The following is a 13925-nucleotide window of genomic DNA, read 5'->3' as shown; positions in this document are numbered from 1 at the left end:
ATTCCGTGCACCCCGCCTGCCTCCGATCAGTCCTCGGAATCGACAGAACCGCTGGTGGAGGCGGTTTGCTGGAACAGCCATTCGGATTTCAGCTCGGCATATCCCGGCTTGACGACGTCATTGATCATGGCCAGCCGTTCATCGAAAGGAATGAACGCTGATTTCATCGCATTGACGGAGAACCACTGCATGTCGTCGAGCGTGTAACCGAATGCTTCGACGAGGTGCTCGAATTCCCGGCTCATGCTGGTGTGGGACATCAGACGGTTGTCCGTGTTCACGGTGGCCCGGAAGTGCAGCCGGCGCAGCAGCCCGATGGGGTGTTCGGCGTACGAGGCAGCGGCTCCGGTCTGGAGGTTGGAGCTCGGGCACAGCTCCAGGGGGATGCGCTTGTCGCGTACGTACGAGGCGAGCCGTCCGAGCTTCACGGAGCCGTCCTCGTGGACCTGGATGTCGTCGATGATGCGCACCCCGTGCCCGAGCCGGTCGGCGCCGCACCACTGGAGGGCCTGCCAGATGGACGGCAGCCCGAAGGCCTCACCGGCGTGGATGGTGAAGTGGTTGTTCTCGCGCTTGAGGTACTCGAACGCGTCGAGGTGCCGGGTGGGCGGGTAGCCGGCCTCGGCGCCCGCGATGTCGAAGCCGACGACGCCCAGGTCGCGGTAGCGGTTGGCGAGTTCGGCGATCTCCAGGGAGCGGGCCGCGTGCCGCATCGCGGTGAGCAGGGCGCCGACCCGGATGCGGTGGCCGCCCTCCCGGGCGAGCCGCTCCCCCTGCCGGAAGCCCTCGTTGACGGCCTCGACGACCTCTTCGAGGCTGAGCCCGCCCTCCAGGTGCTGTTCGGGCGCGTAGCGCACCTCGGCGTAGACGACCCCGTCCTCGGCGAGGTCCTCGGCGCACTCACGGGCGACCCGGACCAGCGCGTCGCGGGTCTGCATCACGCCGACGGTGTGCGAGAAGGTCTCCAGGTACCGCTCCAGGGAGCCGGAGTCGGCCGCTTCGCGGAACCAGACGCCGAGCTTGTCGGGATCGGTCTCGGGGAGCTGGGAGTAGCCCGTTTCCCGGGCCAGGTCGACGACGGTCCCGGGACGGAGACCGCCGTCGAGATGATCGTGCAGCACAACCTTGGGCGCCCGGCGGATCTGGTCCGGCGTCGGGACGTTCCCAGTCTGGGCAGTCTGGCTCGTCATTTCCGCACTCTAACGCCTACGCGCGTAGACGGCTCGGTGTACGAATTCGTCGATACGTAACAGTGACCCCACGGACGGGTCGCGTACACCCTTATTTCTGACACTGTTCTGTCATGGCACACCAATCGGCGCCGGTGCGAACGGCCAGGCTGGGAAGGGCAGTCGGCCAGGAGCCGACGGCGGTGAGCGGGGTGGCGCTGCTGCTCCCCGGCGGTGAGGAGGTCTCGGCCAGAAAGCCGTCCTCCGTATGGGCGACGGCCTCCGTCCGCTCCCTCGGCAGGACACTCGCGCGCGCGGGGCGCGCCGAGGGGCTGGCTACTCATGTCGTCCACTATCGCTATCGCGGCTGGAACGGCAGCGAGGCGCATCTGGCGGCGGACGCGGCCTGGGCCGTGGACGAGGTCCTGCGGCGCTACGGCGACGTCCCCGTCTGCCTGGTCGGCGTGGGGATGGGCGGCCGGGCGGCGCTGCGCGCGAGCGGGCACGAGGCGGTCAACTCCGTGGTGGCGATCGCCCCCTGGCTGCCGGAGGACGATGTCGCGGCCGCGCCGGAACCCGTGAAGCAGCTCGCGGGACGCCGGGTGCTGATCGTGCACGGCACCAATGACGAGCGGACCGATCCCGAGCTGTCGTTCCGGCTGGCGGCGCGGGCGAAGAAGGCGAACCGGGAGGTGTGCCGGTTCGAGGTGCACGCGGACGGACACGCGCTGCACCAGTACCGCGACGAGGTGCACGCCCTCGCCTCGGACTTCGTGATGGGCGCGCTGTTCGGGCATCCGCTCTCCCGCCCCGTGGAGGACGCGCTGGCCGCTCCGCCGCCCCTGGGGCTGCGGATGCCGCTGGCCGTGGGGTTCGGACGGTCGTTGCACCGGGCGTGACGCTCAGGCGAGCAGGTTGCCCCGCTTCGAGAGCAGGAACTTCTTGAACGCGGCCACCGGAGGTGTGTCCGGATGGCCGTCCAGCCATGCCACGCCGATCTCCCGTACCGCCCGCGGAGCCGTGACCGTCAGCTCCACCACCCCGGGGCGGGGGAAGGGCGGCGGGGGCAGCAGGGCGACGCCGAGGCCCGCCGCGACCAGACCGCGCAGGGTCTCCGCCTCCTCGCCCTCGAAGGCGACCCGCGGCTTGAAGCCGGCCTCGCGGCACAGGTCGTCGGTGATGCGGCGCAGGCCGTAGCCGGCCTCCAGGGTGACGAAGGTTTCGTCGGCCGCCTCGGCGAGGCGGATGCGTCTGCGGCCGGACAGCGGGTGGTCGGCGGGGACGACCAGCCGGAGTTTCTGCTCGTCCAGGCGGCGGGCCACCAGGTCGGGGGCGTCCGGGACCGGGGAGGTCAGACACAGGTCCAGTTCGCCCGCCCGCAGGCCTTCGAGCATCGCCTCGCCGTAGTTCTGGACGAGGCTGAAGCGGACGCGCGGATGGTCGGCGCGGAAGGCGTGGAGAAGGCCGGGGACCGTCTCGGCGCCCATGGTGTGCAGAAAGCCGAAGGCGACCTTGCCGGTGCCCGCGTCCGCGTCGGCGCGGACCTCGTCGGCGGCGCGCTCGATCTCGGCGAGGGCGCGTTCGACGGAGGTGAGGAAGGTGCGGCCGGCCGGGGTGAGGGAGACGGTACGGCCGCGGCGGGCGAACAGGTCGACGCCCAGGTCGCGTTCGAGACGGACCATGGCCCGGGACAGGGTCGATTGCGGGACCTGGGTCTCCTGCGCGGCCCGGGTGACGTGCTCGGTGCGGGCGACCGCGGCGAAGTAGGCGAGGCGTGGGGCGAGCAGCCGCGCCATGTCGGCCATGTCTTCTGTGTCACTGGACGGTGACAGGCGGGACTGTGACCTCTGCTGATGCACCATAGGAACGATTATGACGAGTCCGTGCATTGGACGGATGAGTCGGGCCGTACGTAGCTTCGAGGCATGTCTCCCGCCAGTACCGGGGCGTCCACCGTCGTGGGCGCCGTCCCGTCCGTCTCCGCCTCCGACTCCCGTACGGCTTCCGCTCCCGACTCCCGCATGGCCCCGGGCGGCCCCGGCTACCGCCGGATGAGCCTCGCCCTGTTCCTCGCGGGTGTCGCGACCTTCGCGCTCCTCTACTCCACACAGGCGCTGCTGCCGCTGATCTCCGGCGAGTTCGGGGTGGCGGCCGGCGAGGCGAGCTGGACGGTGGCCGCCGCGACGGGCGGCCTGGCGCTGTTCGTCCTGCCGATGAGCGCGCTGTCGGAGCGCTTCGGCCGCCGTACGGTCATGACGGCCTCGCTTGCGGTCGCGGTGTCCGTGGGCATGCTGGTCCCCTTCGCGCCCTCGATCGGCGCGCTGGTGGTGCTGCGGGCGCTGCAGGGCGCGGCGCTGGCCGGGCTCCCGGCGTCGGCGACGGCGTACCTGGCCGAGGAGGTCCGGCCCAGGGCCCTGGTCACGGCGATCGGGCTGTTCGTCGCGGGCAACAGCATCGGCGGGATGAGCGGCCGGGTCATCACCGGCTGGGTGGCGCAGGAGTGGGGCTGGCGGGTGGCCGTCGGTGTGATCGGCGTGATCGCGGTCGGCTGCGCAGTGGCCTTCCGTCTGCTCCTGCCGGCCCCGCGGCACTTCACGGCGGGCTCGCTGCGCCCACGCGTGCTCGCCGACACGGTCCGCGACCATCTGTCCGACCCGCTGCTGCGCCGGCTGTACGCGATCGGCGCGCTGTTCATGACGGTGTTCGGCGGTGTGTACACGGTGATCGGCTACCGCCTGACGCAGGAGCCGTTCGGGCTGCCGCAGGGCATCGTCGGCTCGATCTTCCTGGTGTATCTGGTCGGCACGGTCTCCGCGTCGACGGCGGGGCGGCTGGTCGGCCGCCTGGGCCGCCGCGGCGCGCTCTATCTGGCCGCCGGTACGACGGCGGCGGGCCTGCTGCTGTCCCTGGCCGACTCGTTCCCGCTGGTGCTGCTGGGCCTGGTCCTGATCACGGCGGGCTTCTTCGCGGGCCACGCGGTGGCGTCCTCGGCGGTCAGCAGGACGGCCACCGAGGGCCGCGCCCAGGCCGCCGCTCTCTACCAGTCCGCGTACTACGTCGGCTCCAGCGCCGGCAGCACGGTGGGCGCGATGGCCTTCCACGCGGGCGGCTGGGCCGGGACGGTCGGCGTGGGTGTCCTGGCGGTGCTCGGCGTCGTGACGATCACGGTGCTCGGATCGCGGGCGGCCCGGGTGGCGGTGCGCCGGGAACCGGCCGTCGCGCACTGAACCGCTCCGGCAACGGGGCCTCGGGGTGAGCCAAATCGCTGACCTGGCCCTTTACCCGCCCCAGGGGCCATTGTCAGTGGCCTGCGGTAGCTTCCGAAGTGCTGGAGCGCGAAGGCGCGGCACAGGAACAGCCACAGGGGTGGGTGGACGATGGGCAACGGCACGGCGACGACGGACCTCGACGTCGCACTGGAGAAGCACCGCACCGAGCTGACCGGCTACTGCTACCGCATGCTCGGCTCCGCCTTCGAGGCCGAGGACGCGGTACAGGACACCCTGGTCCGGGCCTGGCGGAGCTACGACAAGTTCGAGGGCCGCTCGAGCCTCCGCTCGTGGCTGTACCGGATCGCGACGAACGTCTGCCTGGACATGCTGACGGCGGGCAACAAGCGGGCGAGGCCGGTGGATCTGTCGGACTCGACGCCCCTGGCGCAGGCGGCCCTCTCCCCTCGTCCGGACAACACCTGGCTGGAGCCGGTGCCGGACGCGCGCGTGCTGCCCACGGCCGGTGACCCGGCGGAGACGGCCGTCGCCAAGGAGTCGATCCGGCTCGCCTTCATGGCGGCCCTGCAGCACCTGCCGCCCAAGCAGCGGGCGGTGCTGATCCTGCGCGAGGTGCTGGCCTGGAGGGCGAGCGAGGTCGCCGAGCTGCTGGGCACCACGGTGGCCTCGGTCAACAGCGCGCTGCAGCGGGCGCGGGCGACGCTCGCGGAGCGGGAGGACAGGGGTGCCGGGGCGGCGGTGTCGGACCCGCTGGACGAGGAGCAGCAAAGGCTCCTGGAGCGCTATGTGAAGGCGTTCGAGGGGTACGACATGACGGCGCTGACGGCGCTGCTGCACGAGGACGCGGTCATGACGATGCCGCCGTTCGACCTGTGGCTGACCGGCCTCGACGACATCACCGGCTTCATGACGACCCTGGGCTCCGCCTGCGCGGGCTCCCGGCTGCTGCCGGTCGAGGTCAACGGCCTGCCCGGCTTCGCCCAGTACAAGCCGGACCCGGAGGCGGGCGGCTTCACCCCTTGGTCCATCCAGGTCCTGGAAATATCAGACGGCCGCCTCACCGGGTTCCACTTCTTCCTCGACACGAAGCGCTGGTTCCCGCTGTTCGGCCTGCCCCTCCACCTCGAAGCGGAGCCCGACGAGGTCGAGGAGGGCAGGTAGCGCCGGATCGGCATCCCGCAGCCGTATCCGCCCCCCGGCCCGCCGCGCGGCCAGCTCCAGCCGGGCAAGCAGATCCACGACCCCGAGCCCGGGCGGCCCGAGCCCACCCACATCACATACGACGACCCCGGCTCCGGTGCCTTCCAGCAGCGCCCGCACGTCATCACAGAGCCCGCTCACCTCGCCTTTCGCGACGGGGCCGGGCAGCACGAGTACGGGGGGTGTCTTAGCGTCCACGTGCTGTAGACCGGGCGGGCGGGGCCAACTCATCGGGGCGTGATGAGTCCTACTCGGCCGGGAACTCGCTGGTGTCGATGACGACGTCGAAGGGAGCGGGGAGCTTGATGGCCTCGCCGAACTTGGCGGTGCTGAGGGGGCGGTAGACGTCGCCCTTGGGCTCTCCGTAGAGCGTCACGGTCGGGCCATCGGGGGCCCAGCGGTCGACGAGGAGGTACAGCGGAATGCCCGCGGTGGCATAGGCGGCGGGCTTGCTGACGCGGTCGTGGCGGGCGTTGGACTTGGAGGTCACCTCGACGACGAGTTCGGCGAGCGCGGCAGGGATGTGGGAGTCCGCCTCCGGGTGTTCCGGCACCGGAGTCACCACCAGGTCCGGGATGAGCATGCCCAGACGCGAAGGCACGGCGATCGCCAGGGTCTGGAAGATTTCCCAGTCCTCGGGAATCACTGAGTAGAGGCGACGCTGGATGCGAGCCGCGATCACGTTGTGGCCAAACGCGGGAGCAGGTGACACGGTGATGATCCCCTCGATGATCTCCACCTTGCTGCCCTCGGGCCATTCCATCTCCTCCCAGAACCGGACGAGGTCGTCCCAGCTCTGCTCGGGGTCCTGGCTCACGGTGAGTGCGCCCATGGCGGTCTCCAATCGGTGCGTCACCGATCCCAGCATGCCGAACGGGACCGGCAGCGGTCCACCGATCCCGTTCACCCGAAAGAGGAAACCCCAGGTCAGGCGATACGTTCCAGCACCACCGGGCTCGCCGAGAACTCCGTGCCGGGGGCTGCGATGTCGTAGGAACCCTCTACCGCCTGGAGCGCGTAGTCGAAGCGTTCGGGGGTGTCCGTGTGCAGGGTCAGGAGGGGCTGGCCCTCGGTCACCGTGTCGCCGGGCTTGGCGTGCATCTCGATGCCGGCGCCCGCCTGCACCGGGTCCTCCTTGCGGGCGCGGCCCGCGCCGAGGCGCCAGGCGGCGATGCCGATGTCGTAGGCGTCGAGGCGGGTCAGGACGCCCGAGGACGGGGCCTTGATCACGTGCTGTTCCTTCGACGTGGGCAGCGCGGCGTCCGGGTCGCCGCCCTGGGCCGCGATCATGCGGCGCCAGACGTCCATCGCCGAGCCGTCGGCCAGGGCCTTGACCGGGTCCGCGTCCTTCACACCGGCGGCGTCGAGCATCTCGCGGGCGAGCGCGATCGTCAGCTCGACCACGTCCGCCGGGCCGCCGCCCGCCAGGACCTCGACCGACTCGCGGACCTCCAGGGCGTTGCCCGCCGTGAGGCCGAGCGGGGTGGACATGTCCGTGAGGAGGGCGACCGTCCTGACGCCGTGGTCGGTGCCGAGGCCCACCATCGTGGACGCCAGTTCCCGCGCATCAGCGAGCGTCCGCATGAAGGCGCCCGTGCCGACCTTCACGTCCAGGACCAGCGAGCCGGTGCCCTCGGCAATCTTCTTCGACATGATCGAGGAGGCGATCAGCGGGATCGCCTCGACCGTGCCGGTGACGTCCCGCAGGGCGTACAGCTTCTTGTCGGCGGGCGCGAGGCCGTCGCCCGCCGCGCAGATGACCGCGCCCGTGGTGTCGAGGACGTGCAGCATCTCCTCGTTGGAGAGCAGGGCGCGCCAGCCGGGGATCGACTCCAGCTTGTCCAGCGTGCCGCCGGTGTGGCCGAGGCCACGGCCCGACAGCTGCGGGACCGCCGCGCCGCAGGCCGCGACCAGGGGCGCCAGCGGCAGCGTGATCTTGTCGCCGACGCCGCCCGTGGAGTGCTTGTCCGCGGTCGGACGGGACAGGGACGAGAAGTCCATGCGCTCGCCGGAGGCGATCATGGCCGCAGTCCAGCGGGCGATCTCACGGCGGTTCATGCCGTTGAGCAGGATGGCCATCGCGAGCGACGACATCTGCTCGTCGGCGACCTCGCCGCGCGTGTACGCGTCGATGACCCAGTCGATCTGCTCGTCGCTGAGTTCACCGCGGTCCCGCTTGGTGCGGATGACGGAGATGGCGTCCATGGCCATGGCGTGCGTTCCTTCCGGAGGTGCGAAGCACGCGGCCCCTCCGGTCGGATCTGCTCGGAGGGGCCGCGGTGGAGTTACTTGCTGAGATGGTCCGGGCCGAAGGCCTGCGGGAGCATCGCGGAGAGCGGCAGCACGCCCTCCGGGGTGTCCACCAGCAGGTTCGGCCCGCCGAACTCGTACAGCAGCTGGCGGCAGCGGCCGCACGGGACGAGCAGGCCACCCGTGCCGTCCACACAGGTGAAGTGCGTCAGCCGGCCGCCGCCCGTGCGCACGAGCTGGGACACCAGCCCGCACTCGGCGCACAGGCTGATGCCGTACGAGGCGTTCTCGACGTTGCAGCCGGTGACGACGCGCCCGTCGTCCACCAGGGCCGCGACACCGACCGGGAAGCCGGAGTACGGGGCGTACGCGTGGGACATGGCCTCGCGGGCCTCTCCACGCAGCGCCTCCCAGTCGAAGTCGCCGGCCGAGGTCACTTGCCCTGTCCCTTCCGGTACGGCAGGCCGTCCGCCTTGGGCATCCGCAGGCTCTGCGCGGACAGGGAGAGCACCAGTAGGGTGACGATGTACGGCGTCGCCGTGACGAGCTGGCGCGGGACCTCGTTCGTGGTGGCGTACCAGAGGAACATCAGCGCCGAGATCACGACGGTGACGACGGCCGGGACGAACTTCTTCTTCCAGGCCAGGTACGCCGCGCCGAACACCAGCAGGATCGCGAGCAGCAGGATCAGCGCGTGCACGTTCACCGTACCGCCGCGCAGGTTGAGGCTGTCGGTGTAGCCGAACAGTCCCGCGCCGAGGGCGAGGCCGCCCGGCATCCAGTTGCCGAAGATCATCGCGGCGAGACCGATGTAGCCGCGGCCGGCGGTCTGGCCGTCCAGGTAGACGTTCGAGGCCACGATGGACAGGAACGCGCCGCCGAGGCCGGCGAAGGCACCCGAGATGATCACCGCGATGTACTTGTACTTGTAGACGTTGACACCGAGGGACTCGGCCGCCACCGGGTTCTCGCCGCAGGAGCGCAGCCGCAGACCGAAGGCCGTGCGCCACAGCACCCACCAGGTGAGCGGGACGAGGGCGACCGCGATGACGGTGAGCGGCGACAGGTCGGTGACCAGACCGCCGACCAGGCCGGCGATGTCCGAGACCACGAACCAGTGCTTCTCGTTGAGCGTGTTCAGCCAGTCGGACAGTCCCGGGATGTCGAAGGAGCCCAGCGAGTCGATCGGCGGGGACTGCTTGGAGGAGCCCTGCGGGGCGTTCTCGAAGGTGAACTTCGACAGATAGCGGGTGGTGCCGAGGGCCAGGATGTTCAGGGCCACACCGGAGACGATGTGGTTGACGTTGAAGGTCACCGTGGCGATGGCGTGCAGGACGGCACCGAGGGCACCGCCGACGACACCGAGGACGACACCGGCCCACGGGCCCCACTGGTAGCCGGCCCAGGCGCCGAACCAGGTGCCGAGGATCATCATGCCCTCGAGGCCGATGTTGACGACGCCGGAGCGCTCCGACCACAGGCCGCCGAGACCGGCGAGGCCGATCGGCACGGCGAGGCGCAGCGCGGTGGACATCTGGCCGGTCGAGGTGATGCCGTCGGCGCCGGTGATGAGGCGGACGGCGGAGGTCAGGACCAGCACGCCCGCGATGATCAGCAGGAGTACCGGGAGGGAGAGACGGCGGCTTCCCGGGGCGGGCCGCTTCGCCTGCGGCTTGGCGATGGTCGCGGTGCTCATCAGGCCGCCACCTCCTTGTTGGTGTTGCGGGCGGCGGCGGCCAGCTCGGCGCCGACCCTGCTCTGCTGGCGGCGCAGACCCCACTGGCGGACGAACTCGTACGAGATGACGACCGCGAAGACGATCAGGCCCTGCATGATCGTGGCGATCTCCTTCGGGTACGCCTCGGGGGTCGCGTAGTCGAGGGCGGGCGAGGCCTTGTCGAGGAAGGCCCACAGGAGGGCGGCGAACGCGATGCCGCCCGGGTTGTTGCGGCCGAGCAGGGCGATGCCGATGGCGGTGAAGCCGAGGCCCGTCGGGAAGCTCAGGCTGTAGGTGTGGCTCTCGCCGAGCAGCAGCGGCAGACCGGCCAGGCCCGCGACCGCGCCGGAGATCAGCATGGAGACCAGCACCATGCGCTTGGCGCTGACGCCGGAGGCCGCGGCGGCGGTCTCGGAGGCGCCGGTGGCGCGCAGGTCGAAGCCGAAGCGGGTGCGGTTGAGGACCAGCCAGTACAGGACGCCCAGCAGGATCGCGAGGAAGACCAGGCCGTAGATCTCACCGACGTCGGAGCCCAGGTTGATACCGGGGACCCAGCCGGACTTGTGCATGACGCCGGTCGTCGCGTTGTTGCCGACCTGCACGCCCCACACGCTGGTGAGGGTGACGTAGCCGATCACGCTGGTGGCGATCGCGTTCAGCATGATCGTCGCGACGACCTCACTGACGCCCCGGGTGACCTTCAGGACGCCCGCGATGCCGGCCCAGAAGGCGCCGGTGCACATGGCGACCAGCAGCAGCACCGGGACCTGCAGGAAGCCCGGCAGGGCGAGGTGCGCGCCGACGATGGCGGTCATCACCGCGGCGAGGCGGTACTGGCCGTCGACGCCGATGTTGAACAGGTTCATCCGGAAGCCGAGGGCGACACCGATGGCGGCGATGTAGTACAGCGACGCCTGGTTGATGATCAGGACCTGGACGTCCGAGTACGGCAGTTGCTCCAGCATCAGCGTGTACGGCTCGACCGGGTTCTTGCCCGAGGCGAGCAGCACGACCGAGGTCAGCACGATCGCGAGGACGAGCGCGATGACCGGGCCGGCCACCGCGAGGAGCATGCGCTCCTTGTCGAACTTCTTCATCGGGCCTCGTCCTCCGGACCGGCGTCTTCGTCGGTGGTGGTCTCTACGTGTTCCAGGTGGCCGGACGCGGCGCCCGTCATGGCCGAGCCCAGTTCCTCCGGCGTGATGGTGGCGGGGTCGGCATCCGCGACCAGCCTGCCGTCGTAGATCACGCGCAGGGTGTCCGACAGGCCGATCAGCTCGTCCAGGTCGGCGGAGATCAGCAGCACGGCCAAGCCCTCGCGGCGGGCCTCGCGGATGCGGTCCCAGATCTGCGCCTGGGCGCCGACGTCCACACCGCGGGTGGGGTGGGCGGCGATCAGGAACTTGGGGTCGTGGCTCATCTCGCGGCCGACGATCAGCTTCTGCTGGTTGCCGCCGGACAGGGACGCCGCGGTGACGTCGATGCCCGGGGTGCGGACGTCGAACTCCTCGACGATCCGGCGGGTGTCGGCCTGGGCGCCCTTGGGGTCCAGCCAGAAGCCCTTGGCGTTGGGCCGCTCGGTGACATGGCCGAGGATGCGGTTCTCCCACAGCGGGGCCTCGAGGAGCAGACCCTGGCGGTGGCGGTCCTCGGGGATGTAGCCGACGCCCGACTCGCGGCGCTTGCGGGTGGACCAGGGGGTGATGTCCTCGCCGAGGAAGTGGACGGAGCCGGAGTCGGCGTTCTTCAGGCCGATCAGCGCGTCGATGAGCTCGGTCTGGCCGTTGCCCTCGACACCGGCGATGCCCATGACCTCACCGGCGTGGATGGTGAAGGTGACGTCGTCGAGGGCGCGCTTGGCCTGGCCGGGGGAGGTGGCCTCGGTGAGGACATCGGCGCCCGCCGACGCACCGGCCGAGCCGGCCGTGGCGGTCTCGGGCTGCGCGCCGGCCTCGCCGAGGGAGGCGCCGCCGCGGGCGTACACGGTGAGGTTCTTGACCTCGATGACGGACCGGTCGGTCACCGTCGACTCGGCGGTCTCCGGGGTGGGCAGCTCACTGCCGACCATCATCTCGGCGAGCTGGCGCGAGGTGGTCTCGGAGGGGATCGCCGTACCGACCGTCGTACCGCGGCGGATGACGGTGATGTCGTCGGCCACGGAGAGCACCTCGCCCAGCTTGTGCGAGATGAAGATGACGGAGAGGCCCTCGGCCTTGAGCTCACGCAGGTTGTCGAAGAGCGCGTCGACCTCCTGCGGGACGAGCACGGCGGTCGGCTCGTCGAGGATCAGGGTCCGGGCACCGCGGTAGAGGACCTTGAGGATCTCGACGCGCTGGCGGTCGGCGACGCCGAGGTCCTCGACAAGGAGGTCGGGGCGGACACCGAGGCCGTAGCGGTCGGAGAGCTCCTTGATCTTCTTGCGGGCGCCGCCGCCGATGCCGTACAGCTTCTCGCTGCCCAGCACCACGTTCTCCAGGACGGTCAGGTTGTCGGCCAGCATGAAGTGCTGGTGGACCATGCCGATGCCACGGGCGATGGCGTCGGCGGGCGACGAGAAGGTGACCTGCTCGCCGTTGATCGCGATAGTGCCCTCGTCCGGCTTCTGCATGCCGTAGAGGATCTTCATCAGCGTCGACTTGCCGGCGCCGTTCTCGCCGACGAGGGCGTGGACGGTGCCCTTTCGGACAGTCAGGTGGATGTCGTGGTTGGCCACGACACCGGGGAATCGTTTGGTGATCCCCGCCAGCTCGACCGCGACTGTCGACTCTGCGGTGAGCGGAGGGCTGCTGGACGCGTCGATGGCGCACTCTCCTCGGGAAAGGGGCCGCTCTACGCGCGTAGCGCCCCTGCTTTAAATAGTGCCCGGACCTGACCGATCTCGATTCGTACTCGACTCGATCCGTTCCGAGCATTCTGCCGCGCGAACGGGGCGCGGGCGGCCCCGGCGGTTGACGCCGGCGCCGATCCTTCCCGTGCCCCGTTCCGTGGCCGTAACGCTGCCATTACAGCGCCCTTTTGGCCATGCCTACGACAGGCCTACGACACTCCCGTCAGGAGGTCTTCACCACGATGGTGCCGTTCTTGATGCCCGCTTCGGCCTTCTTGATCGCGGCCTGGATGTCCGCGTTCTTCTTGAAGGTCGGGTTGGACTCGGAGATGCCCACGCCGCCCGACTTGAGGTCGCCGCGGACCTCGCCCGACAGGGGCTTCTTGTCGACGACGGACTTGGTGAGGTCGTACACCGAACCCTCGACGTTCTTGAGGGCCGAGGTGAGGATGTAGTTCTTGTACTTCGCCAGCGCGTCCTGCTTGTACTGGTCGGAGTCCACGCCGATGGCCCAGATCTTGTGCTCGGCGGCGGCCTTGATGACACCCTGGCCGGACAGACCGGCGGCGGCGTAGATCACGTCGGCACCCGAGTCGATCTGACCCTTGGCGGCGTTCTCACCCTTGTCCGGGCTGGAGAAGCCACCCTCCTGCGGGGTCTGGGTCAGATACTGCTTCTCGATCTTGATCTTCGGGTTGACCGACTTGGCACCCTGGATGAAGCCCGCCTCGAACTTGTGGATCAGCGGGATGTCCACACCGCCGATAAAGCCGACGTGGTCCTTCTTGGTGGCCTTGGCGGCCGCGACACCGGCGAGGTAGGAGGACTGCTCCTCGTGGAACACCATGTCGGCGACGTTCTTCGCCTGGATGGTGTTGTCGTCGATGACACCGAAGGTGATCTTCGGGTACTTGGCCGCGACCTCCTTGACGGCCGGCGCGTACACGTAGCCGACGCCGATGATCGGGTTGTAGCCCGACTTGGCCAGCTGCTCCAGGCGCTGCACCTTGTCCGCGTCGGTCTCGTTGTCGCTGGGCTCGACGTCCCGGCCGCCGATCTTGAACTCCGACTGCGCCTTCTCGAAACCGGCGTAGGCGGCGTCGTTGAAGGACTGGTCGCCCTTGCCACCGATGTCGTAGGCCAGACCGATGCCCTTGCTCTTGGCGCCGTCGGCGGAAGAGGAGGAGGAGCTGGTCGAGCTGCTGCCACAAGCGGACATGGTGACGGCGAGGGCCGCGGTTGCGGCGCCTGCGATCGCGATACGGGACACCCGGCGCATGGAACGTGACTCCTTTGTGCAAGCGCCCATACCAGGCGCTGGTTCCGCCGCAGCGTAACGCGCGTAGACCAGCGAGAGAACCCCACCTTGCCAGAGTGTTATCCGACCGTTTTGAACTTTCCGGCCAACTTCGCCGGTGTCACGTATCAGCGCTGTTCAGCGGTCAAGATCCGCCTCCGGGTGTGACCTTTTCCACGGTGCCGTCTCGTCCCGAGGGGCTGGTTGCGGGGGGCTCGTCACTGCGGTGCGCCGG

At 69.9% G+C, this 13925-nt stretch carries 13 protein-coding genes; 3 read left to right on the top strand and 10 right to left on the bottom strand.

Translation table 11 applies throughout. From position 1 onward, the window contains the following. Window positions 1-26: 26 nt before the first annotated feature. On the bottom strand, window positions 27-1190 hold the full coding sequence (locus N8I87_RS25165; protein WP_263211958.1) for an adenosine deaminase: 1164 nt from the start codon (window positions 1188-1190) through the stop codon (window positions 27-29). A 113-nt stretch (window positions 1191-1303) separates the two neighbouring features. On the opposite strand from N8I87_RS25165, the gene N8I87_RS25160 reads away from it, so the two are divergent. Beyond that, window positions 1304-2068 carry an alpha/beta hydrolase gene (locus N8I87_RS25160; protein ID WP_263211956.1) on the top strand — a complete coding sequence of 255 codons (765 nt, stop codon included), beginning with the start codon at window positions 1304-1306 and terminating at the stop codon, window positions 2066-2068. A 3-nt stretch (window positions 2069-2071) separates the two neighbouring features. Here the strand turns inward: N8I87_RS25160 and N8I87_RS25155 are convergent, their stop codons facing one another. Further along, on the bottom strand, window positions 2072-3031 hold the full coding sequence (locus tag N8I87_RS25155; protein ID WP_263211955.1) for a LysR family transcriptional regulator: 960 nt from the start codon (window positions 3029-3031) through the stop codon (window positions 2072-2074). A gap of 63 nt (window positions 3032-3094) precedes the next feature. On the opposite strand from N8I87_RS25155, the gene N8I87_RS25150 reads away from it, so the two are divergent. Both N8I87_RS25150 and N8I87_RS25145 read left to right on the top strand, forming a co-directional pair. Then, window positions 3095-4396, top strand: coding sequence for an MFS transporter (locus N8I87_RS25150; RefSeq protein WP_263211953.1), 1302 nt, complete (start codon window positions 3095-3097; stop codon window positions 4394-4396). Between the two features lie 150 nt (window positions 4397-4546). After that, window positions 4547-5560, top strand: coding sequence for a sigma-70 family RNA polymerase sigma factor (locus N8I87_RS25145; protein WP_263211951.1), 1014 nt, complete (start codon window positions 4547-4549; stop codon window positions 5558-5560). Here N8I87_RS25145 and N8I87_RS25140 read toward each other — a convergent pair. From N8I87_RS25140 to N8I87_RS25105, 8 genes are all read right to left on the bottom strand, one after another. After that, window positions 5444-5830 (bottom strand): STAS domain-containing protein, encoded by a 387-nt coding sequence (locus tag N8I87_RS25140; RefSeq protein WP_263211949.1) that lies wholly within the window; start codon window positions 5828-5830, stop codon window positions 5444-5446. The two genes, N8I87_RS25145 and N8I87_RS25140, sit on opposite strands and share 117 nt — an antisense overlap. Before the next feature lie 16 nt (window positions 5831-5846). Further along, window positions 5847-6431 (bottom strand): Uma2 family endonuclease, encoded by a 585-nt coding sequence (locus N8I87_RS25135; protein ID WP_263216648.1) that lies wholly within the window; start codon window positions 6429-6431, stop codon window positions 5847-5849. Window positions 6432-6526: 95 nt separating this feature from the next. Further along, window positions 6527-7810, bottom strand: a complete 1284-nt coding sequence (locus N8I87_RS25130; protein WP_263211947.1) for a thymidine phosphorylase — start codon at window positions 7808-7810, stop codon at window positions 6527-6529. A 74-nt stretch (window positions 7811-7884) separates the two neighbouring features. Further along, entirely contained in the window at window positions 7885-8286 is a 402-nt protein-coding gene (locus N8I87_RS25125) for a cytidine deaminase (protein ID WP_263211946.1), read from the bottom strand. Continuing rightward, entirely contained in the window at window positions 8283-9545 is a 1263-nt protein-coding gene (locus N8I87_RS25120; RefSeq protein WP_263211944.1) for an ABC transporter permease, read from the bottom strand. Before N8I87_RS25120 ends, N8I87_RS25125 begins: the two co-directional genes overlap by 4 nt. Next, window positions 9545-10663, bottom strand: a complete 1119-nt coding sequence (locus tag N8I87_RS25115; protein ID WP_263211943.1) for an ABC transporter permease — start codon at window positions 10661-10663, stop codon at window positions 9545-9547. The genes N8I87_RS25120 and N8I87_RS25115 overlap by 1 nt, the downstream gene beginning before the upstream one ends. Beyond that, the gene (locus N8I87_RS25110; RefSeq protein WP_263216646.1) at window positions 10660-12366 is read right to left on the bottom strand and encodes an ABC transporter ATP-binding protein; all 1707 of its coding nucleotides are present in this window, start codon (window positions 12364-12366) and stop codon (window positions 10660-10662) included. Before N8I87_RS25110 ends, N8I87_RS25115 begins: the two co-directional genes overlap by 4 nt. Window positions 12367-12616: 250 nt before the next feature. Further along, complete coding sequence (locus N8I87_RS25105) at window positions 12617-13672, bottom strand: BMP family lipoprotein (RefSeq protein WP_263211941.1); 1056 nt, start codon at window positions 13670-13672, stop codon at window positions 12617-12619. Window positions 13673-13925: the final 253 nt, after the last annotated feature.

The sequence above is a fragment of the Streptomyces sp. HUAS 15-9 genome (assembly GCF_025642155.1).
GTDB lineage: Bacteria > Actinomycetota > Actinomycetes > Streptomycetales > Streptomycetaceae > Streptomyces.
The sequence above is the reverse complement of the archived record's forward strand: the minus strand, read 5'-3'. Positions and strand labels throughout refer to the sequence as shown.

Bases quoted from the DNA above. Each gene is read 5' to 3' on its own strand.
- N8I87_RS25150 (WP_263211953.1), top strand. From the start codon at position 3,095: ATGTCTCCCGCCAGTACCGGGGCGTCCACCGTCGTGGGCGCCGTCCCG.
- N8I87_RS25115 (WP_263211943.1), bottom strand. From the start codon at position 10,663: ATGAAGAAGTTCGACAAGGAGCGCATGCTCCTCGCGGTGGCCGGCCCG.
- N8I87_RS25155 (WP_263211955.1), bottom strand. From the start codon at position 3,031: ATGGTGCATCAGCAGAGGTCACAGTCCCGCCTGTCACCGTCCAGTGAC.
- N8I87_RS25145 (WP_263211951.1), top strand. From the start codon at position 4,547: ATGGGCAACGGCACGGCGACGACGGACCTCGACGTCGCACTGGAGAAG.
- N8I87_RS25120 (WP_263211944.1), bottom strand. From the start codon at position 9,545: ATGAGCACCGCGACCATCGCCAAGCCGCAGGCGAAGCGGCCCGCCCCG.
- N8I87_RS25135 (WP_263216648.1), bottom strand. From the start codon at position 6,431: ATGGGCGCACTCACCGTGAGCCAGGACCCCGAGCAGAGCTGGGACGAC.
- N8I87_RS25140 (WP_263211949.1), bottom strand. From the start codon at position 5,830: ATGAGTTGGCCCCGCCCGCCCGGTCTACAGCACGTGGACGCTAAGACA.
- N8I87_RS25130 (WP_263211947.1), bottom strand. From the start codon at position 7,810: ATGGCCATGGACGCCATCTCCGTCATCCGCACCAAGCGGGACCGCGGT.
- N8I87_RS25165 (WP_263211958.1), bottom strand. From the start codon at position 1,190: ATGACGAGCCAGACTGCCCAGACTGGGAACGTCCCGACGCCGGACCAG.
- N8I87_RS25160 (WP_263211956.1), top strand. From the start codon at position 1,304: ATGGCACACCAATCGGCGCCGGTGCGAACGGCCAGGCTGGGAAGGGCA.
- N8I87_RS25105 (WP_263211941.1), bottom strand. From the start codon at position 13,672: ATGCGCCGGGTGTCCCGTATCGCGATCGCAGGCGCCGCAACCGCGGCC.